We start from the raw sequence: 22,687 nt of genomic DNA on the forward strand, positions 1-22,687 counted from the left end.
ATGTAAACCGGAGGCGTATGTTTAAGCCTGTAACTTATTGGTGTTTTTCAATAATTCCTTTGAGCGCATCTTTCGAGTTCAGACCAACCACTTTATCTACCGGTTGACCATCTTTGAAGAAAATCAACGTTGGAATGCTCATTACGCCAAAGCGGGAAGCAGATTCCGGATTTTCATCCACGTTAACTTTAGCAATTTTCACTGCATCGCCAACTTCTGTGGACAGCTCTTCCAGGATTGGAGCGAGCATTTTACAAGGACCACACCAAGGCGCCCAGAAATCAACAAGAACCGTTCCTTCGCCTTCTACTTCAGCGTTGAAGGATTGATCGGATACGTTAACAATAGCCATGAAATTGTCCTCCTTATATATACTTACGGTTTTATTTTAACCTGTAACGTCGTGAACGACACTTCCAGTATAACACAGGTACATTAAACTTGTGAATTGAACGCTGCAATGTTCATCTTCCCAACATCAAATCTTCACAATTACAGGATGTGGCATACCCACTGCAAAATCTTTACAAACGCTTTCTTTTCCAAGTATACTAAAATTACTCCGGGTTTGCGGCCGCTTCAGGCCAAGCTGTCATTCCCCATAAGGAGGCAATAACATGGATGCAAATGTGCGGATCAGCGACCCGCGTGAACATGTGAACGAGGAACCCCGCAACGATCTATTTGATCTGATCGCGGGTGTTGCCGGCATGGCCGGCCTGATGACAGTAATCTTTTTCGGTATGGTCATCTTCAAATTCCTCACCGAATAGGTTGCTCAGGCTCACGCAGGACAAAAAAAGCCCGGTTTTCGCGACAATGCGAAAGCCAGGCTTTTTTTGGGACTACTTATAATGTAAAAAGTACATTTTGCCGATCAGACCAAAAGAATTACCGGTTAACGTTTGCCGCGCTGATTCTCACCCCGAACGGAGATGACATCCACGAATGGACGAATCCGGTCCATGAGACGCTGGCCTTTATTCATTTCCTCGCCGTCCCGATTGGTGAAGCTAAGATGTTTTTCAAGCCCATCCAGATTGTAATTGGACGTATAGAACGTTGGTTTGCGATTCATCCGATAGTTCAGAATAGACCCCATCACATGATCCCGAACCCAAGGGTTCAGATTCTCTGCCCCGATATCATCAAAGATGAGCAGATCACAACTTTTCAGAACATCCGTCATTTCCTTCAGCTTCTGCCCTTCACTGATCATGGATTTCAGATCCTCCACAAAGTCAGGCATGTAGATAATGACACCCGTGTGGCCTGCCACCGCCAGTTCATGCAGCAGATAACACATCAAAAACGTCTTGCCTGTCCCGAATGTCCCTTCCAGGAACAGTCCTTGCGGAGATAATCCGTTCTCCTTGGTCTCCCTAATATAACGAAGCACCTGATTCACTGCCGGAGCACGCATCCGATCCTTGCCCATGATCTCCACGTCGTTATATCCAGCACTTAGCGCACGCTCATCCACATAGAAACTGCGAATACGTTGCTTAATGATATGTTCATTTTGCCGGGCGACATGTTTGGAACAAGGTGCTTTTATATCTATAATTTCGGGTTTACCGTTAAAATGTTCTACTTCCAGTTTGCAAAAGTGGCCCTGAAAATCGTTAGGACAGTTGTCGAGTCCCGGACAATTCGCACAGTTCTTTGAGTCTTTGGCGTACTGAAACAGCTTGCTCAGATCGGTCATGAGCTGTGCATCTTGCAGTTCAGGATGACCTGCACGGAATTCGCGTACGTACGGATTTTCCATCAATTCCGCCGCAATCCGCCGCGATTGCTCACGAAAGGCAGGGTTCAGCTGCTGAAGCAGTCCTCCCAAGGATTCCATGGCTTCAAGCCCCCTTAATGTTTCAATATAGAATGAACAATTGAAGTGCTCCCTAGCCATGTTGATGGCATAGGAACTTTCGATCGTTTGCAATTCTACTGTTCATTCTATAGAAAAACAACCAATAACTCAACAGATACATCTGGTAAATAGCGTACCCCTTCCATCACCATACGTAATACCTGATTCATCGCATACTAGTAGTCCTGTACCTTTTAGTGCATGTCCAAAAATCTGTTTTTCAACCTCGTTTAGCGGCGCAAGCCGACAGTGATGATCTCACATGAATCAGCCTGTATGTTCCATTCCTTACTGGCAAATGATAATGTTGATGCCTCTTCTATGCTGTGGGTATGGAGCCTTTCGCCCTCTTCTTCCAATATGTTGCTCTTATACGCCAATTCGAATGGTTGCGGATTTGCTTGCGATGCAGCAAGCTTCAAGTTAACGGACTCGGTGGTCATATTGTACCAACGGAGCATCACATCACCGGAGTCTTCATTCACCTTGAGTGAAGAAAAAGCCAAGCCGTCTCCTTGCCATGCCAATGGTGTGCTGCTAGGTGTCAGATAACCCGGATGTACTTCCGTCTGTGCCAATGTCCATGGAACTTGGAACTGGTAGGCCTCCTTATACGCACCTGACGCTGCACCATTGCCATCGTGAGGAATAACCTCGATCTGAAATGTATGTTCACCAAGGCATTGTGCTTCCGGTGTAGGGAACAATCCCCAGTCTCCAAGTTCGCCCACAGCACGAAGCAACGTAACGGCGATGGTGTTTCGTCCATCCTGAAGAACTTCATACTCGTTCAGACCCAGATTGGCTACGACCAATCCCGCATCTTTTTCACTCACATCCACAAAACTCTGTTGATGTTGTGTATTGCTTGGATTTTGCCACTCCGGTGCAGGTGTGTTATCACGTGTCGCAATTTCAAACATGGAGTCCACATGATGAACAGCAGATACAAGATCTGTTGGGAAGAGTGCGCGCACCCGATGATCCTTCGCCTGATTGTTGAAGGTGGTTTCCATTTGCACTCCTTTTCCACTACGGCTTAATGATATAACCGTACGGATCTGGAGGGGAATCATTTTAGTTGAACGCTGGGCTTTGCGATGTGGATAATAAATCAGTTCTCTCTGTTCCTGATCCAGCGTTTCATCCGCTGACTCCGGTATTTCCCAATGATGAATCACTTCGAACGAGGCCGAATATGATGTATCCTCAAGAATCCGAATCTCTGCCTGAAGCGCTTCTGTGGTCAACGCTACTTCGTTCTCTGGCTGTTTGAACATGTATTCATTGCCGATATCGCCCACATTTTCGTACACGCCAAGGTCTTTGTAAGTCCGGCCTGTCCTTTTATCCGTGAGAGTGAATGAACCATTGTCTGCAATGGTGACGATCATATGTTGATTTTCCATGCCACGTTCACCACGCAACAAGGTAGTCGTTTGTGATGGAATACCACTCGTTGCGGCATCCGTAAAGTTGACCAATGCATAGGTCTTCAGGCCAAATGCAGCTACATTCTCTGTTTCAAAACGAATACGAACACGCCGACAGCTATACGGCTGGCGGAAGCGATCATCCGGCAGATCATAGCCAAATTGCAGACCCAGATCTTCCACCGTACATGGAATCTGCGTACCTTCTTCATCTACAAGGATACGATCTGACAGGTCAACAGCGTTCATCTGCACCGCCATCTCTTCCAGCGTATATCCTTCCCGGAAATACAACCGAGCCGCGTCCAGTTCCATCTGAACCACACCGCTACGTTCCCAGCCCGTTGTATTAAACACCACAACAGGTCGGGCATGCTCGCCATAGCGTGCAAAGATGGAGGTATCCACGGCTGTGGCAATCTGATTGGTGCTGTCCTCAATTAATGCTTCTGCCACATGGCGGCTCTTATCAAATCGCGTCACCATCTCGCGATGCACCTCATCCACACTGCATCCACAGATGCTGTCATGCGGGTGATTCTGCATAAGCGTTTTCCAGGCATATGTCAGCTGATCATGTGGATAGGCATGCCCAAGCAGATAGGCATAGGATGCCAGGGGTTCAGCCACCTTTTCCAGCATGGTCTGGCCCAGCTGGTTCATCTGTTTCAGATACACACGAGCCGAGGCAGTGTTCACCAGAGTTCCCCAGCCATCGGTACGTTGGCTGCGCAGTTCACCTTTGACCGTGGACAGCTCATGTTCAGCCGATGCTCTCAGGGCAGTCAGATAATCTGGAAAGTTCGAGTGAATGAACTCGATATCAGGATATACTTGCTCAGCCATACGAATCGCTTCTGGCAGGTCTCGCTGAATCGGCTGGTGATCACATCCGTTCATGTATAACAACTCATTCGTGGATGCATATTTCTCCGCGTCGGCAAGCTTGGTTTCCCAGAACTTTCGGGCCGAAGCCTCGTCTACCGGAACTTCATTCCCGTTGGAGTACCAGTTGGCGAACAATACGCCGAGCACTTTCGATCCGTCTGGCCCTTCCCACATCAGCTCCGAGAAGCTCGATTCATATCCGGCATCCGATACCGTATTGTTGAATCCCGTAGGCTTCACACCGCGTCCAAAGAACACATTATCAATGCCGGATTGCTGCATCAGCTGCGGAGTCTGTCCAACCAATCCGAATGTATCGGGAAAATAACCGATTTTCGAAGGGTTACCGTAACGCTTGGCGTCCTTATGTCCAACCTGCATGTTGCGCACATTGGCTTCTCCACTCGTCAGAAAGGCATCCTGCAAAATGTACCATGGTCCAATCACAATACGTCCATTGCGGATATGCTTCTCCAGTCGTTCCTTCTGCTCCGGGCGAACCTGAAGATAGTCATCGATGATTATCGTTTGTCCATCCAAATAAAAGCTTTTGTACTCTGATCCCTCATCAAGCTGATCCAATAGTGAATCCACGAGCTGAATGAGACGCATATGGTGCTTCTCATACGGCAAGTACCATTCCCGATCCCAGTGGGTATGCGAAATAATATGTGCTCTTTTCGACTTGTTTGTCCGGTTGATCATCGTGTTACGCCACCTCTTTCCTCTTGTTGTACAATCTCAACCTCATCCGGGCGATATACGGCATTCAGCTCTCCGGCAGCATCTGTGGCAAACAGCACCGAACGATTTTTCTCCAATTGGAACGAGTACGATACACCCGTACGTTGATCCCTCACATGAACTTCATGGTTCAAGGCAAACTCCGATACAAATACATACAGATTTCCTTTTGGAAAACTCAGCTTCCGGCCGTAGATTCCAGCGATATCCCCACCGGATATCCATTCCAGCTCCTGTTCGACGCCCGAAATTTCAGTGGCATAACGATACAAGTCAGCAAGTGGTTCATCCCGTCCGTTTAACTCGAGCGGCAGTGGGGTCCAGATCAATTTTCCTTTACCCAAAGGCAAAACGGTTACTTCATCTGGTGTACTCTTATTCCCATGAAGTAAAGTCTCCTTCGCCACCTCGGCGATCCGACGTCGTCCATAGGTCACCCGGTGATTCACGCCATTAATATTCAGCAGCTCTTCCCGCTGCACGTTACCCAGACTGCGTTGGCCGACGATATGATCTGCCCGGTCACTTGCCTTCCAGTACGCATCCAGCCCCAGTGGTCCAGTGATGAGCAGAGTTGTGCCTTCCCCCTCCGCGAACGCGAATAATTGTTGCAGTGCGTCGCTGTCCATATTATGCGGACTTGGCACGATAATCAGCTTGGGTAATTGCTGCTCCAACGCTTCCAGATGATATTCGGATAACGCACGGAACGGCAGTTTCAGATCATAGGACATTACACGGGTCAGCTTTGTTGTAGCATCATAGGCGAGGGCACGGTTGGAGAAGTCATTGGAATACGGGAACACCACTGCAATATCCTCCAGCTCGCGGTCTTCAAAGAGATCACGAATGCCATGCATGAATGTGCCAAAATCATAAGACACATCCGCCTCTGGCTTCTCCGTGCCATCTGCACGCAACGCTCCGATATGAGACTCATTGGCATTATCCATATAGAAGTTGGTGTTCCAGATCCACTGCACTGCTCCTGCACCGCCTGTCGAGAAAGCATAGGCGTACTTGCGTTCGAGAATGCCGCGAAGCTCCTCTTCCGTACGTTTGGCTCGTCCATCCGGGGTTTCCACATACATGATGCCCGTCTCCTGAATGAGATTGGGCTTATGTGGCGTTTTGGCGAAAATGCCGTCCCAGATCAGATCATCGTTTAACCACCATGAATGCACCGTTGTATAATCCACTTCACGTTCATAGAAGAACGGCGAAGGACGCTGTGCACCAAGGGCCTCGTCCTGTCCCACAGTGACCAGATGGTTGGGTACCAGATCCTTGATCGTACCTACAAGCTCTCTTGCCCAAACATTGTGCATCTCCATGGAGAAGAGACAATAGTCGAGCCAGCGCGTTCCTTTTTTGGCCTTGTGCATATCCTGTACATCAAAATTAATCTCTTCCGGCTCAGGGATGACCGCGGCTGCAAAGTTGGGAAGCTGCTTCGGTGACATGTTCCATGCCTCCTGCAACGTTTCTATCGTCTCATGACGCTGCTGAAGCCACTCGACAAAGGCTTTCTGTTCATACGTATCCCTCGCCGAGCGTGGGCCAGCCGAGAAGATGCGCACCGGATCAAACATCGATGGCTCATTAATCAGATCCCAATCCACATGTGTTGTATGTGTGTGACGACTAACGATGCTGCGGATGAAACGTTTCTGTGCTTCGACACTTTGCGGGTCCAAATACGGATTCGTCCCTTCCCATGTCTCCGGTGTAAAGGAGAAGAAGGTAAACGTGACCTGCAAACCATGCCGCTTCGCTGTTAACAGGAAAGCATCAATGGCACGCAGCACGTCCTCAGCCATGTGACCGTCCACCTGCATCATATTGCGATAAGCGGTCCAGATTCCCGTCCGAATCCAGTTGATCCCGGCTTTCGCCATCTGTGCCATGTCGCGATCCCAGACATCCGCGTTCGGCAGAAACAGAAATTTCCGTGCCACATCCGAGGTCATGTAGGTCATACCCACAACAGGGAGAGGTCGTCCATCTTTCACAAAATAATCTCTGCTGCGGGTGATTACTTCCCCTTCTGCCAGCAATGCGGCATCCTGTCCCCAGAAGCCTTGCCGAAGGATTCGAACTTCCCCATCAGGTGCCTGTGCACGGCTCACAATCCGATACAATCCACTTTCAATGGAAACCGGGAGAAGTATGCGTTCGAAACGCTGTTCACCGGAAAGTTCCATCTCCAGTCGATGGATCCATACCTTTTCTGCCATGCCATTAGCGCGATTCTCATGCTCCACTGTTATGTCGAATGTCCACCGCTCAGACGCTGTACATCTGTTGCCTGCTCGCTGTAAAATCTGACCTTGAAGTGTGAGAACTGCCCGCTCATCTGGCTCATACGAAGCATAATTCGTTTTCAGGGTTAGCTCGGTGACACCTTGCGCACAGAATTGTGCCCACTTCACCATCTCGCCTGCGCCATCCTGCTCCCAGAATGAAGGAGTCAACGGCAGATGTACAAACATCCAGCGCGAACCAACGAAAGTCCCGCGGGAATTCTCCCATAGGACGATTGGGGCAGCAATGCTTCGATCATCTTTGTTGATTCCGCGAAGCAAAGAGTGAATCTGTGTACTCATCGTGCCTGCTGAACCCATCTGGTGTGGCAAATCACTGTTTTTGGTCGTATGCGGAACTAGATTCCATGTATCTGAAATCTCGAAAAGTCCTTCTTTTCCGGCCAGAAGCGGGATCTGTTCAGATGAAGTGAATGATTGGACACCGTCAGCAGATACGTTTAACGCCTCATGAATATAGAGCTCCTGGTGATAGGCGGTCTGCTCGGACTCTACAACCCATGCCCCATTCTCATATCGAACCGGACGTTTGAAAGGCGCACCACCAACACTGATCAGACTCCCTCCCTGATGCAGATAAGCTGCAATCTCCGTCCAGGCGGACTTGGGGAAATAGGGTGCATGCAGATTGATGAAACATCCTTCACCAGCCGTCGCTTTCAACGCCTCTGCAAGTTCATCAGCGTTTACAACACGAATCTCTCCGACTGCTTCCCATGTATTCAGAGCCTGCTCAGTTGGAAAAGCTCCCTCCACTGGAAACGCTGGGTCAGAGAAGATAATCAGCTTTTGATTTTTAGGTTGGATACTCATAATAGGCCATCCTTCATGGATGTATAGACCAACTGGGAGAACAGGCTGTTGGACCATGCAAACCATTTTCGTGTAAAGATCGTTGGATCATCGGCGTGGAAGCCTTCATGCATATATCCGGTATCTGCATCTGTCGCTTCGAGCATGCGGATAATCTCCAGTTTCTCCTCGGCAGACTGCGCAGTCAGTCCTTGCATGGACAATCCCATATGCCAGATATAATTCGGCGGGGTGTGCGGGCTACCGATTCCTTTGGCAACCTTGCCCTCATAGTAGAATGGATTCTCTTTGCTCAGAGCAAAGCGGCGCGTATTCTGGTAGATTGGATCATCCGCTGTGACGTAGCCCAGATAGGGGATGGACATGAGTCCCGGTGTACCGGCATCGTCCATGAGACAGTGGTTGCCATAACCGTCCGTCTCGTACGCATAGATCGGTCCAAATTCCGGATGACGATATATTCCATACAGCTGAATGCCGTGATCTACGTCCTGCTCCAGATCCTTCAATTCCTGCAAAAGTTCCATATCCCGGAACACCCACTCGGCAAACTCCTGCATTTGGCGCAGAGCTACAACCGCGAACATGTTGCCAGGTATATTGTAGTGGAAATCACACGCATCATCACTGGAACGGAAACCGGACCAGATCATACCTGTGTAGTTGACTGGCATGCCTTTTCCGTGATTGCGCAAGGAATCTGTCGGGATACCGTTATTGCGAGTGAAGCGATACGGAGATTGTTCCATATGATGCTGTTCGACTTTGAACAGATCCACAATTTTACGCATCGCTGCCTTGAAACTGGAATCAAAAATGTCAGTCAGCTCGGTTTCCTTCCAATATAGATAGGCCAGGCGCACAACGAAACATAATGAGTCAATCTCAAATTTGCGTTCCCACACCCAAGGTGACATGTCGGTCTCGTCCGTGGTGTTCCAGTGCCAGTCATTGGCCGTCTCATTGAAGGCATTGGCATATGGATCGATATGAACATACTGGATATGACGTTTGATCAGCCCGCCGATGATGCGTTGCAGGTCCTCGTCTTCTTTTGCAAACGGAATGTAGTGTACGACCTGCTCCACCGAATCACGCAGCCAGGAAGCCGGAATATCTCCTGTGATGACAAAAGTGGTACCGTCCTCCATCAACTTGGTTGTTGTTTCAATGGTATTGGGGAAGCAGTTTTTGAATAATTGTAGCAGCTTTGGCCTATGAGCCAGTTTCTGTTCTGCTTCTTCGAGCACGGCCTGAATGGATTGTGGCAAAGCAACAGGCGGCATGGGTATTTTGGGTAATCTAAACTGTTCCATGGATGAGTGCAACTCCTTAAACAAATTGAATGGTGTAGCTATAGAAGATCAAGCTGAGAACATTCACACTAGACCACTACGATGACAGAATAACCTTCCAATCGCTGTTATCCCCAGATTTTTTTGTTTCCCTTTTCTAAAGGGTAAAATCTGGGGATAGCGTATGCTTCCGATGTAGCTTTCTTTCAGAAAGCTTTGAGGTGAACGCTTCGCTTCTTCTGGTTATTTCTGTCCTCTCCGTTAACGTGTGAATAAAGAGCTCCGACGCGACATATATAGCTCGAAATATTTCAAAAAGGTTTACCGCAGCAGCACGGTTTTTATTTCGTAAGGCTTAAAAGATAATGTCATCTGGCCGTTCGTGTGGGCCAGTGGTTTGATTGGTTGTTCCAGTGCGTTGGAGTGATAGGCTTGCTCGAAAGCATGTGGCCATTGCAATGTGATGTTTTCGCGTTTGCCTGACGACTCATAAAAACGCAGCACGGTGCCGTGTCCATCCTCTGCCAGTTTGACGGTATCCAGAATGACATGCTGGCTTTCGAAGTTAATCCATGATCCAGTTGCTGGACGTGGGTGTGCAACAGTTACTGTTGCATCTGCCGTTGGATATACTTCAGCCCCTGTGCTTTGTTGTGATTGATCCATCTGCTGCACCTGTTCCATCGATTGCACTTGTTGTGGCTGTTGTGTTTGCTCTACTTGTTGCACGACCACTTCCGTGTTCAGTTCAGCTGCATGACGTACGGTGTGTGCGTTTCTCCAGTCTCCGTTGTGCGGGTACAGGGAATATGTGAATTCATGTTCCCCCAGATCAGCCGTGCGGTCAGGCCATTTTGGGGCACGCAACAAGGACAAACGAATCGTACTGCCTTGCACGTCATAACCGTATTTGCAATCATTGAGCAAGCTGACGCCGTATCCATATTCGGCTACATCCGCGAAGCGATGTCCGCAGACCTCATACTGGGCTTGTTCCCAGCTTGTGTTACGATGCGTTGGACGTTCCAATGCGCCAAATGGAATCTCAAATGTCGCTTTGGAGGTCACCACATCAATAGGGAAGCCGACTTTCAGAAGTTTGTGATCTTCATTCCAGTTCACGTGTGTCTGGAAGTCGATTCGCCGTGAGTCATGATAAAAGACGATATCTTGTGTGATCATCGATTGATGAAGTTTCCAGCGGAAATGCAGGACATCCTTCGTTGTACCCGCCAACACGAGCTTTTTCTCCAACAGCTCCACTTCACCAGCAACCTGTTCCTCATAACGATTGTCGATATCCCATGCATCCCAGAGCGTTGGACGGTCGTGGAAGAAGTGAAGTTGATTGCCACGTTCACCTGGCTTCAGCATCTCGCGCTCTGCGGTCTTATCCCACAGACGGGTGATCTCTCCGCGTTCGTTGAACTGTATATGATAAAGAGCGGTATCCCATGTATCATTAAAGGTTGGTTGTGCGGCAAGGTTGGTCATTTCCCGTACATTCGTTTCCCTTGTGTTTTCCGGTACCAGCCAGATCGTTTTATATCCAAACGCCGGAATGTCTGTCACGAGAATAGACATGCTGCCATCCTCCCGATCCATCCGCAGGCGTTGGCCTTCTTCATCGACGCCATAGCGATCCAAGCCATCCTGCACAGAAAGTTGAACGACTGCACTCCGTTTCCAGCCCAGGCTGTTGAATACAACATAGGCTAGTGAACCTTCTGGTCCCTTGGTGTTGATAGCCGTTGTCAATGCTGCAATGCCTTGATGCAGTCCGGTTCTACCTAATTCAAATACCTGTACATATTCCTCATTCGAAGTCACGTAGGACTCTGTAATCGCCGATCCCGGTATAATATCGTGGAATTGATTCAGCAAAATCAATTTCCAGCCGTCATGCAGTGCTGAACGCACTTCAGCTTCGGTATTCGCCTCCATATCCGGTTGAGCGAGTGTATTCCACAACTCAGCTTCTCGATACAGAACCTCCGCTTTCCGATTGTTGCGCTTATTGCGAGCATGTGTCGTGTAGGTTCCCCGATGTAACTCCAGATACAGATCACCATGCCACTTCGGAAGTACAGGTTGTTCCTTTTCAATTCCGGCAAAGAAAGCTCCGGCTGTGCTGTATCGACTTGCAGGCTGTCCAACCATCAGGTCTGCACGATCGACATACTCCAGCATCTCGCGTGTTACCCCGCCGCCACCATCTCCGTGTCCATATAGAAGCATATGCTCCGGATGGGCTGCTTTCTCACGGTAGGACTGCCAGTGATCGTGAATATCTTTTGGCAGGGTATTCTCATTAACACCATGATTGAGGTAAGACAGAATGGGTGTGCCGTCAATCCCCACCCAGTGAAACAGGTCATATGGAAACACATTGGTGTCATTCCAGCCGAGCTTCGTGGTCATGAAATACTCCACATTGCCATGCTTCAAAATCTGCGGCAGTGAGGCACAGTACCCGAATGTATCCGGCAGCCATTCAATCTGTGATGTTTTCCCGAATTCCTCCATATAAAAACGCTGACCGTATAACATCTGGCGAATCAGAGACTCGCCGCTTGGGATGTTCAGATCCGGCTCAACCCACATGCCGCCAACGAGCTCCCAACGTCCTTCTGCAATCCGCTGCTTCACGCGTGCGTACAATTCGGGATCATGTTCCTTCAGGAATGCATATAACAAGGGTTGACTCTGGGAATACACATAGTCTGGATATTCATTCATGAGTGCGTCCACGGTGGAGAAGGTTCGGCTCGTTTTGCGTACCGTCTCACGTACAGGCCACAGCCACGCAATATCAATATGGGACTGTCCCACCATATGCTCCAGACCTTCCGCGTTACCGCCAATCTCACGTACATGATGCTTCAGATTATGCTCAATCCGACGAATACCTTCCCCCTGCTTGATCTCTTCTGCTGACATGCCTACAAATTGGTCCATCGCACGATAGATGGCTTCCAGCAGACGAATCCGCCTGAAGTCACTTTCTGGCAGCAGCACAGCCGAATCACGCACAATAATGACGGTGTACATGAGACTGCGAACGGCTTCATTTGGTCTCACCAGCAAGCTGGTAACCGATGTGATCGGCGGCTGAATAACCGCCTGTTGATTCAAAGGGTCCACAGGTTCAGGTACTGGATCGAACATCTCAATCTCAAGTTCTGGGTTGGTCCCGACTTTGGACGGATCAAGTGTGACGTAGGTATGATTGCGGTCCAATCCCTGGTAGGAGTGTCCATTCACCCGCAGTAAACCTTCTCCCCCCGTTTCAAATACAAGCCCATAAGGCGCTTGCTGCCATGTAGAAGGGATCTCTAAACGTGTTCTGAAGAAATACGTCGTTCCCTGTTTGCTCGGAAAACGCTCATAATCTTGCCCTTCCGGGTACTCACCCTGATCCTCATACTGTCCTGGCACATTGTAATAAGCACGAGTAATGTCCCAACTGCGCAGCTGCAATTGCTCCAGCCACTGATGTTCGGACAACTCGCGAATCAATCGTCTGATACGTTCCACAGTCTTACGCCTCCCTTACGGTCAGTTCGGTCATATGCGTATCGTTTACGCTGCCGCCGATATGAATATGAAACAGGCCCGGTTCAACGACAGGCTTCAAATCACGACCAATATACTGCAACTGCTCCGCTCCGATTCGGAATTCCACGGTCTGTGTCTCTCCAGGCTCCAGGTTCACTTTCGCAAACCCCTTCAGTTCCTTGGCAGGACGAGTCAGTGAGCTAACCACGTCCGAGATGTACATCTGTACAACTTCTGCACCTGCATAAGGGCCGGTGTTGGTCACATTCACAGACACCGTGACTGAATCCCCCGCTGTCATGGATGCATCACTCAGCTGCGGTTCACTGTACTCAAATGTGGTATAACACAGTCCGTACCCAAATGCATAACGTGGCTCCAAATCCTCTTCGAGGTAACGCTTGCCTCGGGAACGTTTGCCGTTGTAATAGATCGGTAATTGGCCGACATGCTTCGGAATGGAGATCGTCAATTTGCCTGACGGATTCACATCACCGAATAGAATATCTGCAATGGCATGCCCGCCCTCTTGACCCGGATACCACGCCTCCAGAATTGCATCGGCATGTTCATCCACCCAAGGTTCCGTGATGGGACGACCATTAATGTAGACAACGACAAGCTTTTTGCCGAGCTTGTGAATCTCCTGAATGAGTTCCAACTGTACTCCGGCAAGACCCAGCGTCATTCGGTCGATCCCTTCACCGCACTCCATATCGTTCCATGAGTGATCCGATACATTGGAAGCGCCCGTCTTCAGATCGATTGTTCCTTCTCCAAAGTCACGCGCACTGGAGCCGCCAACCACCATAATGACGGTATCTGCCTGACTGGCAACTTCGATAGCCCGCTCAAATCCTTCTTTTGAATCACCTTTAATCCGGCATCCTGGTGCATAGAGAACCTGATCTACACTGCTGCCATCAGTCACAAAACCAACAGAACTCTTCTCCGTTTGCACATCCATACGATTAGCCAGCTTACTGCGAATGCCATCCAGTACCGTTGCCACTTTCGACTTCGGTTGCGGAGACGTGTAATCACCCAGCTGATTGTAGGCCTGATCGGCATTGGGGCCAATGACGGCAATCCGGCCCAAATTTCCTATCGATAAAGGTAGCGTGTCAGCCTCATTTTTGAGAAGCACAACACCTTCCGCCGCCAACTGGCGTGCGAGCTGAATATGCTGTTCACTTCCAATCACTTCTGCTGCCCGATCAGCATCCACATAAGGCTGTTCGAATAAGCCCAGTCTGAACTTCAACGCCAGCACGCGAGAGACAGCCTGATCCAGAACCTGCACATCAAGCTTGCCTTCTGCCACCGCCTGCACCAGATATTGCCCGAACATCTCACCGGACATTTCCATATCGATGCCTGCCTCAATCGCCTGCACCGATGCATCCAGTCCATCCGTCGCGACATCATGCCCACTAGCCAACATGTTGATCGCGCCACAATCCGTAATAACCAGACCATCAAAGCCCCAATCTTTACGCAAAACATCTTCCAGCAGTTCGGTATTTACCGTACAAGGTGTGCCATCAATTTCGTTATACGCCGGCATGATGGAAGCTGCACCTGCTTCTACAGCTTTACGGAATGGATACAGATCCACTTCCAGCAGTTCACGCCAGCCCATATGTACAGGCCCTGCATTGCGTCCACCTTCTGAGCTGCCGTAACCGACAAAATGTTTTAGCGTAGCAGCAACTGTATCGTCCCGATCCAGATTTTCACCCTGAAGTCCCTCCACGGAAGCAACTGCCAGTTCTCCAATGAGATACGGATCTTCACCGAAACATTCCTCCGTACGCCCCCAGCGCGGATCACGCACAACATCCAGTACCGGAGAATAGGTGACCGCACCGCCTTGAGCACGTGTCTCCCGCGCTACTGCCTGACACATCTCCCGATATAGATCCACATTCCATGTGCTCCCCAGTAAAAGGGGAACGGGATAGACCGTCCCGTCAATGGCCATATGACCATGTGAGCACTCCTCCCCAATCAGGATGGGAATGCCCAGTCTGGAATGCTCTACCGCATAACGTTGAATCAGGTTAACCGCCTCAGCGCCTTCTCTGGCAGATAGTCCATTTTCCAGTGTAACGCCAGTCCAGGGATCTGCCCGAAGTGCACCATAGAGGGAGCCAATGCCGCTATTCTCCACTTGCTGCTTAAAGGATTCATTTAATGTGATGTTCCCCTGATCATTCGTATAGGTCTGCCAGCCAAATGGCTGCGTAAGTTGGCCTACCTTTTCTTCCGTAGTCATCAGGCTCAGCAGGTGTTGTACCCGTTCCTCTACGGATTTGCTTTGGTCCTTGTAAGTCATCAATCTGCATCTCTCCAATCCTATAGCAAGATCCGTTTATTCTTTGACCGCGCCCACCGTCAGACCCTGTACAAAATAACGCTGGAAGAACGGATAAGCGAATATAATTGGCAACGTGGCAAGCACAACCATCGCCATTCGGGACGTATCCTGCGGAATGGACTGCATGGCTGCCAGACTCATCGAACTGTTAGCAGAGTTCTGCTGGATGAACTGGATGCTCGACTCAATCCGCATCAGCATGGATTGCAGCGGCACCAGATTGGGATTATCGATGTACAACAGCGCATTGAACCAATCATTCCAGTAACCAAGTGTACTGAACAACCCGATGGTTGCCAGTCCCGGCAAGGAGAGTGGAATTACGATTTTCATAAAGGTATAGAATTCTCCGGCACCATCAATTTTCGCCGATTCAATGACTGCATCCGGCACACTGGTGGAGTAGAATGTACGCAGGATCATGATGTAGAAGGCATTCATCGCCAGGGGCAGAATCAGTGCCCATAACGTATCTTTCAGTCCAAGCAGCTGGGATACAACCATATAGGTTGGAATCATCCCGCCGTTAAACAACATGGTCAGAATCGCAAAGATGGAGAAAAATCTCCGATATCTGAAGCTCTTGCGTGAAATCGCATACGCATATAGCGACATGAGAATCAGACTGATGATGGTACCAAGTACCGTCACCAAAATGGTAACTCCATACGCCCGCAGCAGCGTATCCCCGCTCTGCCAGACAAATTGATATGCCGCCAGACTCCATTCTGCCGGAATCAGACGATATCCATCACGGGCCAGTGCTTTCTCGTCCGTAAACGAGATGATGACTACAAATATAAAAGGAAATACACAGATCAGAGCGAATAGACCGGCGATGATGTTCATGATTACGTTCCAGCCGCTGGATACGTGGTGGAAGTCGCGTTTTTTAACAAGCCCTGCTTGAGCCATGGTGGTTCACTCCTTTCCCTGTCCTAGAATAGGCTGCTGTCTTTATCTACTTTGCGCACAACATAGTTGGAAATTATAACGAGTACAAAGCCCACGACGGATTGATACAATCCCGCAGCTGTGCTCATGCCAATTTCACCACTTGTTTTCAATCCACGATATACGTACGTATCAATAACATTGGTAACGGAATAGAGCGTACCCGAATCCCTTGGCACCTGATAGAACAGTCCAAAGTCGGCATAGAAAATGCGGCCTACGGCCAGCAAAGTCATGATTGTAATGATGGGTGATAATAACGGAATCGTAATATTACGAATCTGCTGCCACTTGCTTGCTCCATCGATCATGGCTGCTTCGTAGAGCGATTTATCAATCCCCAGAATGGAAGCCAGATAGACAACGCTGCTATAACCAATCGTTTTCCATAACGCTACGAATACGAGAATATACGGCCAATATTTTGCCTCGGAGTACCACTGAATCGGTTCCATCCCGAACCAGCCAATAATCTGATTCAACATCCCGCGGTCCATGCTCAAGAAGCTGAAAGCGAAGTAACCAACGATAACCCAGGATAGAAAATACGGCAGAAACATGCCGGTTTGATACAGTTTGGCGAGTCGTTTATTAACCAGTTCCGAGAGCAGGATTGCCAATGCCACAGCGAATACCAGTCCCAGGAAGATAATGGCGATGTTATAAAAGAGGGTGTTGCGTGTAATAAGCCATGCGTCACTTGTGCTGAACAGGAATTTGAAATTGTCCCAGCCTACCCATTCGCTCTTCATCAGACTTGCCCAGAACCCTTCACGGCTGAACCGATATTCCTTAAAGGCAGCCACTGTACCCACAAGAGGCAAGTAGGAGAAGAAGAAGAACCAGATGGCGCCTGGCAGCACCATGAACAGCATGACCCGGTTTCTAATCAGGTTTTTCAAAAATGTAGTCATTGTGGAGTTCCTCCTTCAGGCTTGAATGAAAAAGGACCGGACGCGATAAGCAGCCGCCCGATCCTTACGATGTACTCTTACTTGTTTTCCGCTCTCCAGGCATCCAGCTGGCTTTGGGCTTCCGCCATTACTTTCTCCAGTCCGGCTTGATTGAACTTCTCAATCACTTGATCCAGATTGGCTGCCGGGTCCAGTGTACCTGTCATCAGTGCTGCCCAATACTGCTCTTTCACGTTCTGTACCGCCGTCAGTTCGGCAGATACATTGCTTGAATCAAAGTTAAAGCTGAGGATCGGGGAATTGGTACCTTCAGCGTTAAACTTCTTGAACTCATCCCATTTGTTGTCCGGGTCATTGCTGTTCAGATAGAGCAGCATGTTATTCCCAAGGGAGTATGAAGGCATATCGTAGTTTTTCGATTCAGGCAGATTTTCCATATGCGTGTCATCCACTTTTTTGTAGTGTGTGCCCTCGATACCGGAGTCCACCATATTGCGCAGCACAGGATCTGTATTCAGCAGGTTCAGGAACTCCATCGCTTTTTCTGGATATTCCGAGTTAGCCGAGATCGCCATAATGGAGCCTTGTACAGATGTATTCGTTATAATCGCTTCACTTGCAGGTGTTGAAACAACTTGATAACCGTAACTTGCAGACCATTGGTTGTCCGCGAGCGGCTGTGTCTGTGCACGATCCAGGAACCAATTGCCCGATGTTGTCAGGTCGTTCGTGGAACCTGTTGTAGCTGCTTCTGCCGATACATAACCGGCTTTGTAATATTTGTGCATCGTCGTAAGTGCTTCTTTCATTTCAGGTGTTTCCAATATGTTCACGAGCTTATAGTCCGTTGTATCCAGCTTGATTGCCATCGGCAGATTCTGAATGACATAGTCATACGGCACGTAAGGAACATAGTTTTTATCCATGGCAAAAGGTGTTACACTTGCCTCGTTTTCCTTGATCGTTTTCAGCAAAGGCTCCAGACTGTCTAACGTACGGACACCAGAGGTGTCCAGCTTGTATTTATCAACCAGCATTTGGTTAAAGCGCCATACCTCTTGTTGAGGCAGCTCTTTGTTGGCTGGAATTCCGTAATTGTGTCCGTCTACCTTCGAACCGCTGAGGAATGCAGGATCAATGGTCTTGGTGAGATCCTGACCGTATTCAGCAAGCAGGTCATCCAGTTCAAGGAATGCACCTTTTCTGGCATTTTGTACATAATCGAATCCACCGGAAGAGGTGAACAGAATGTCCATTGGCTCACCGGATGCTACGTTAACCTGCATCTTCTGTGGGTAGTCACCCCAGTCAACCATCTTCATCGTTACCGTGGCATTAATTTTCTCTTTGGTATACTTGCTCACTTCTTCCATCACTTTGTTGACGTCTTTCTGAGGGGTACCGATGGTATACCAGATCAACTCTACCGCGTCGTCTCCAGCTCCCCCGGATTCCGAAGCATCTTTGCTTCCTCCACAGGCACTAAGAACAAGTGTAACGGCCATTAACAATGCAAGAACGAGTGAGAAGCGTTTTCTTTGTTTACTCATTTCTTTGATCCTCCCTTTTCGTGTTCCCTTAGGCACTACTTACTAACTGCTTTAACCTTATCGAATGAAAGCATTTACAAAAAGAAGATAAACTTAAGTTTTCGAGGTACAAATTAAAGAGAAATCGTCCTTGGACAACTATTTTGTACCTGTTTAAATAAATCGCTTACATGAAAGAGACATGCCGGGTAACGTATGGCATGATCTTCATGCTGCCATTCCTGTTCCCGATATGTCTCTTGGATCTCTGTCCGTACAGTTGAATCTACCGGTCACCAAATTAACCAAACACCTTGAAATCCGTCGGTGAAATTCCCACATATTTGCGGAACTGTTTATAGAAATACCCTGTCTCCCAATACCCCACATTTCGGGCGATCTCATGTACCTTCAGATTGGTATTCCGCAGCTGTTCCTTCGCACGTTCAATCCGGTATTTATTGATGTATTCGGCAAACGTTTCTCCAGTCTCCTTATGAAACAACTGTCCCAAATACACCGGATGCAGATGATAGTGGGCACCCAGCAGCTTCAGGGAAAGTTCTTCTGCGTAGTGTTTGTCGATATGCTGAAGGACTTGGTTCACAATTGGATTCTTCATATCCTGCAATAGGGATTGAATCGTCTGCGCCGCAACTTGCTGAAGCGCCCGCACGAGTTCATCAAAAGTGCCACTGTCCAGCACAAGTTGAAGCCCTTGTTGGTATATGGCAGACTCATCCGAGTGTTTGATGCTCTCCAGTTCCATTTTGAAGCGAATCACCACTTCCAATGCGGTATTCTGTAACTCCCCAGGCGTAAGTCCATTGCGATGCTGTTCAAAATCCATACGAATCCGCTCCGCAAGTTGTTCTGTATTCCGGGACAGAATCAGTTTCGTGTAATCCCTCCAGTCAATAAAGAAGGACGCTGCCGAGTTGCCGCAACGATCCAGGATGGCATGGTCGATGACTTTCAGATCGGGATAGATCATCACGTATTGGAGCGCCTTTTTTGCCTCTTCATAACTGGCCGGCGCATGGTATATCCCCTTCATCAACCTGCCCGCCCCAATACGTACCGCAGGATGTGTTACTGAGATGGCATCGGATAAAGCCCGAAGACCATCCATTAACTTCTGTTCCTCATCCTCGTTACCCTCGACATTGGCAACAATGACGAGATCACCATCGATGTCATGAAAGACATTCAGATGGGACTTGTCCTTCAGCATCTCCTCCACACGTTCAAACATGCCGAATGTTTGCCCTTTGTCTTTGTCACGCAATATAGCGACAGCCACGTCCGAGGCTTCTAGAGAAAGGTTCATAAACCGGGCACGTTCCTCAAATTCGGTAGCTGCAATCTGTCCCGTAAGCCATCGATGAAGAATGTTATCTTTCAGAATCTGAATGCCATACGCATCATCCGCTTGAGGTGTCACTGTATGATCCAGCTTGGACGCTGTATTCCTAAGCGTGGATTCCAATTCCTCCACATTAATCGGTTTGAGCAAATAGTTTTCGATCCCCAGCTGCATGCCTTCCTTCAGATATTCGAACTCATTGAAACCACTCAGGATAATGACTTTCATCTCAGGTTGCACTCGCCTTGCTTCCCGAATCAGGTCAAGACCATTCATGAGTGGCATGGATATATCCGTGATCAGGATGTCCACAGGCTGAGAGGAGAGCGCTTGTAACGCTGCCTGCCCATTACCTGCATGGCTCACAATTTCCATACCAAATGAAGACCAATCCACAATATCGTATAACCCTTCAATGATGAACGGCTCATCGTCTACAATAAACACCTTGTACATGTTAAACTCCCGTCCCTTCTGTATGTGGATAACGCACCCTGATCCGTGTTCCCTCACCGAGGGTGCTCTCTATGGTGATACCGAACTCCGGCCCATACAGGAAGCGCAATCGACTATGAACACTGCGCAGTCCGAACATCTGACCCGACTCTTCTGGACGTTCCAGTTCTTCAAGGATTTCCGTCAGGCGTGCAGGATCAATGCCTTTGCCATTATCTTTGATCTCCACCTGCATCACATTATCCGTCTCTTCCACAACAATCGATAATCGGTTATCCGAACGTTCCGTCTGAATGCCGTGCACGACATAATTTTCAATAATAGGTTGCAGCGAAAGTTTGACCACAGGGTGTTGATAATAAGCAGCATCGATCTGGATCGTATATATGAAAATATCCTTGTAGCGGATTCGGAATAACTCCAGATACAAGCGGCAAGCTTCCATCTCATCTTTCAGCGTGTAATTATTCTTCTGCTGTACCAGGCTCTTGAACAATACGGATAGGCTATAGATCATCTCGCCGACATCTCTCGCCCCCTGGGATATGGCCCTCATTCGAATCACTTCAAGCGTATTGTAGAGAAAGTGAGGATTGATACGCGCCTGTAACGCGACCAGTTCGGTCTCCTTCTGTTTGATCTCGGCTTTGTAGACGCGTTCAATGTACAGATTCAGCTCATCCAGCATGTCATTGAAGCTATGCGAGATCTGCCCCAGTTCATCATCACGCGCATCGTCGATGCGAGCCGTCAGGTTGCCGTATTTTACTTTTTGGGTAAAGCGAATGATTCGACGGGTTCGTTTGGCAAAGTTAATAATGAAAAACGCCGGAACCAACACGGCAAACAGAATACACACGATACTGATGGAGATGATGGTATTGCGAATCCCCGCATAGGTCTCAGCCATCTCTTCCACCGGAACAGTACCAATAACCACATAACCCTGATCCGCGGAGACAAACTTGTTCACATACATGTTCTGCTCCTTTTTCATCGAATCCATATCCGTCTGATCAAACAGGGAATCGGCCACATTCACGTAAGGGTACTTTTTCCCGTAATACTGATTGTTGGAGTCGAACAGGACTGTTCCTTTGGCCGATAACACCACGATTTCTCCCTTCAGGTTACTCTCGTAGTTATCCAGTGCATTCCCGATTCCCTCCGAGTCAAAAAACACCAGAAACTGCCCCAGATTTCGAAGCGTCTGTGTATTGTTAATCGGTACACGGATCGAATAGAGCGCAGGGTCCCATTGATTGATCTCTTTGCGAATCCAGTAATTGGGTGCACTGATATTGGGCGTTTCCATCGCCATCACGTCCGGAATATAGGAATGAGCTACATTGGTGTCCAGCTTGCGGAACTGCTTGTGTTGATTAAAGGTAGACAGATCCTGCTGCTCAGCGCTATACAACATGAGTTGGTTAATCTGCGAATTACGATCCATAATGTTCTGAAAATGTTTTAACACATCGGCCGAATAGTCGTCCTGATTGGCGTAATATCCATTCGTCATGTGCTGAACATATTCAGCGTAGGAGTGGTTCATCAGATACGTAATGTTGGCGGAGAGTGCCTCATTCTGATGCATGTCCCTCACCATGTTTTGTACTGATTCATACTGCTGATGAATATAACGATCCACATGTTCCATCGCTGCTTTCTGGATCGCCAGTTCCCGGCGAATCGTGGAGTCGGACACCGTTAGAAAGATGATATAAGATAATGTAATGATCGTGACAATCGATATCATCGAGAAGGTCAGGAGCATTTTCATAAACATATTATTTTTGAAGAAATTATTGTAAACGCTAACAATTTTCAAGTCGCATGTTCCCTCCGATGCTGTTTTCCTGACTATATAAGTTGAACTAAAGATATTTACACTGACACTACGATGACAGAATAACCTTCCAATCGCTGTTATCCCCAGATTTTTTGATTCCTTTTTCCCAAGGGAAAATCCGGTGATAAAGGCGAAGCTTATGCTTCCGAAGTAGCTTTCTTGCAGAAAGCTTTTAGCTTCGCTTTTTCAGGTTTCTTCTGTCCTCTCCGTTATCGTGTAAAAAATTAGTTTAACTTATATAGAATTATATCACCAGGCTTCTGACATTAACTTGTCACCTGTAACTTTTCTTTAGTTTGTACTCGCGTTTC

The 22,687-nt window shown here is 48.3% G+C and carries 13 protein-coding genes; 1 reads left to right on the top strand and 12 read right to left on the bottom strand.

The window, feature by feature from the left end; translation table 11 throughout:
• Positions 1-34: 34 nt before the first annotated feature.
• The gene (gene trxA / locus NLBNIHML_RS11605) at positions 35-352 is read right to left on the bottom strand and encodes a thioredoxin (RefSeq protein WP_036605788.1); all 318 of its coding nucleotides are present in this window, start codon (positions 350-352) and stop codon (positions 35-37) included.
• Positions 353-617: 265 nt separating this feature from the next.
• Between trxA and NLBNIHML_RS11610 the strand changes: the two genes are divergently transcribed.
• On the top strand, positions 618-773 hold the full coding sequence (locus tag NLBNIHML_RS11610) for a hypothetical protein (protein ID WP_017692450.1): 156 nt from the start codon (positions 618-620) through the stop codon (positions 771-773).
• Positions 774-898: 125 nt separating this feature from the next.
• Here the strand turns inward: NLBNIHML_RS11610 and dnaI are convergent, their stop codons facing one another.
• The 11 genes from dnaI to NLBNIHML_RS11665 all read right to left on the bottom strand — a co-directional run bounded on the left by dnaI (position 899) and on the right by NLBNIHML_RS11665 (position 22,355).
• Positions 899-1,849, bottom strand: coding sequence for a primosomal protein DnaI (dnaI, locus tag NLBNIHML_RS11615; RefSeq protein ID WP_253440604.1), 951 nt, complete (start codon positions 1,847-1,849; stop codon positions 899-901).
• Between the two features lie 251 nt (positions 1,850-2,100).
• Positions 2,101-4,896 carry an alpha-mannosidase gene (locus NLBNIHML_RS11620; RefSeq protein WP_494354417.1) on the bottom strand — a complete coding sequence of 932 codons (2,796 nt, stop codon included), beginning with the start codon at positions 4,894-4,896 and terminating at the stop codon, positions 2,101-2,103.
• Positions 4,893-8,072 (bottom strand): beta-galactosidase, encoded by a 3,180-nt coding sequence (locus NLBNIHML_RS11625; RefSeq protein ID WP_494354418.1) that lies wholly within the window; start codon positions 8,070-8,072, stop codon positions 4,893-4,895. Before NLBNIHML_RS11625 ends, NLBNIHML_RS11620 begins: the two co-directional genes overlap by 4 nt.
• Positions 8,069-9,388, bottom strand: coding sequence for a glycoside hydrolase family 125 protein (locus tag NLBNIHML_RS11630; protein ID WP_339257206.1), 1,320 nt, complete (start codon positions 9,386-9,388; stop codon positions 8,069-8,071). Before NLBNIHML_RS11630 ends, NLBNIHML_RS11625 begins: the two co-directional genes overlap by 4 nt.
• 300 nt (positions 9,389-9,688) lie before the next feature.
• Entirely contained in the window at positions 9,689-12,904 is a 3,216-nt protein-coding gene (locus NLBNIHML_RS11635; RefSeq protein WP_494354419.1) for an alpha-mannosidase, read from the bottom strand.
• A gap of 4 nt (positions 12,905-12,908) precedes the next feature.
• The gene (locus tag NLBNIHML_RS11640) at positions 12,909-15,263 is read right to left on the bottom strand and encodes a glycoside hydrolase family 3 N-terminal domain-containing protein (RefSeq protein ID WP_494354697.1); all 2,355 of its coding nucleotides are present in this window, start codon (positions 15,261-15,263) and stop codon (positions 12,909-12,911) included.
• A 36-nt stretch (positions 15,264-15,299) separates the two neighbouring features.
• Complete coding sequence (locus tag NLBNIHML_RS11645; protein ID WP_062837930.1) at positions 15,300-16,220, bottom strand: carbohydrate ABC transporter permease; 921 nt, start codon at positions 16,218-16,220, stop codon at positions 15,300-15,302.
• A 23-nt stretch (positions 16,221-16,243) separates the two neighbouring features.
• On the bottom strand, positions 16,244-17,173 hold the full coding sequence (locus tag NLBNIHML_RS11650; protein ID WP_339237455.1) for an ABC transporter permease: 930 nt from the start codon (positions 17,171-17,173) through the stop codon (positions 16,244-16,246).
• Between the two features lie 77 nt (positions 17,174-17,250).
• Positions 17,251-18,723 carry an ABC transporter substrate-binding protein gene (locus NLBNIHML_RS11655; protein WP_124117530.1) on the bottom strand — a complete coding sequence of 491 codons (1,473 nt, stop codon included), beginning with the start codon at positions 18,721-18,723 and terminating at the stop codon, positions 17,251-17,253.
• 280 nt (positions 18,724-19,003) lie between these two features.
• Positions 19,004-20,524, bottom strand: coding sequence for a response regulator (locus NLBNIHML_RS11660; protein ID WP_494354420.1), 1,521 nt, complete (start codon positions 20,522-20,524; stop codon positions 19,004-19,006).
• 1 nt (position 20,525) lies between these two features.
• Positions 20,526-22,355 carry a sensor histidine kinase gene (locus NLBNIHML_RS11665; protein WP_494354421.1) on the bottom strand — a complete coding sequence of 610 codons (1,830 nt, stop codon included), beginning with the start codon at positions 22,353-22,355 and terminating at the stop codon, positions 20,526-20,528.
• Positions 22,356-22,687: the final 332 nt, after the last annotated feature.

This window comes from Paenibacillus sp. JNU01 (assembly GCF_059130585.1).

Coding starts and splice junctions, on each gene's coding strand:
- NLBNIHML_RS11610 (WP_017692450.1), top strand. CDS start 618: ATGGATGCAAATGTGCGGATCAGCGACCCGCGTGAACATGTGAACGAG.
- NLBNIHML_RS11645 (WP_062837930.1), bottom strand. CDS start 16,220: ATGGCTCAAGCAGGGCTTGTTAAAAAACGCGACTTCCACCACGTATCC.
- NLBNIHML_RS11625 (WP_494354418.1), bottom strand. CDS start 8,072: ATGAGTATCCAACCTAAAAATCAAAAGCTGATTATCTTCTCTGACCCA.
- NLBNIHML_RS11640 (WP_494354697.1), bottom strand. CDS start 15,263: ATGACTTACAAGGACCAAAGCAAATCCGTAGAGGAACGGGTACAACAC.
- NLBNIHML_RS11620 (WP_494354417.1), bottom strand. CDS start 4,896: ATGATCAACCGGACAAACAAGTCGAAAAGAGCACATATTATTTCGCAT.
- NLBNIHML_RS11655 (WP_124117530.1), bottom strand. CDS start 18,723: ATGAGTAAACAAAGAAAACGCTTCTCACTCGTTCTTGCATTGTTAATG.
- NLBNIHML_RS11630 (WP_339257206.1), bottom strand. CDS start 9,388: ATGGAACAGTTTAGATTACCCAAAATACCCATGCCGCCTGTTGCTTTG.
- trxA (WP_036605788.1), bottom strand. CDS start 352: ATGGCTATTGTTAACGTATCCGATCAATCCTTCAACGCTGAAGTAGAA.
- NLBNIHML_RS11660 (WP_494354420.1), bottom strand. CDS start 20,524: ATGTACAAGGTGTTTATTGTAGACGATGAGCCGTTCATCATTGAAGGG.
- dnaI (WP_253440604.1), bottom strand. CDS start 1,849: ATGGAATCCTTGGGAGGACTGCTTCAGCAGCTGAACCCTGCCTTTCGT.
- NLBNIHML_RS11650 (WP_339237455.1), bottom strand. CDS start 17,173: ATGACTACATTTTTGAAAAACCTGATTAGAAACCGGGTCATGCTGTTC.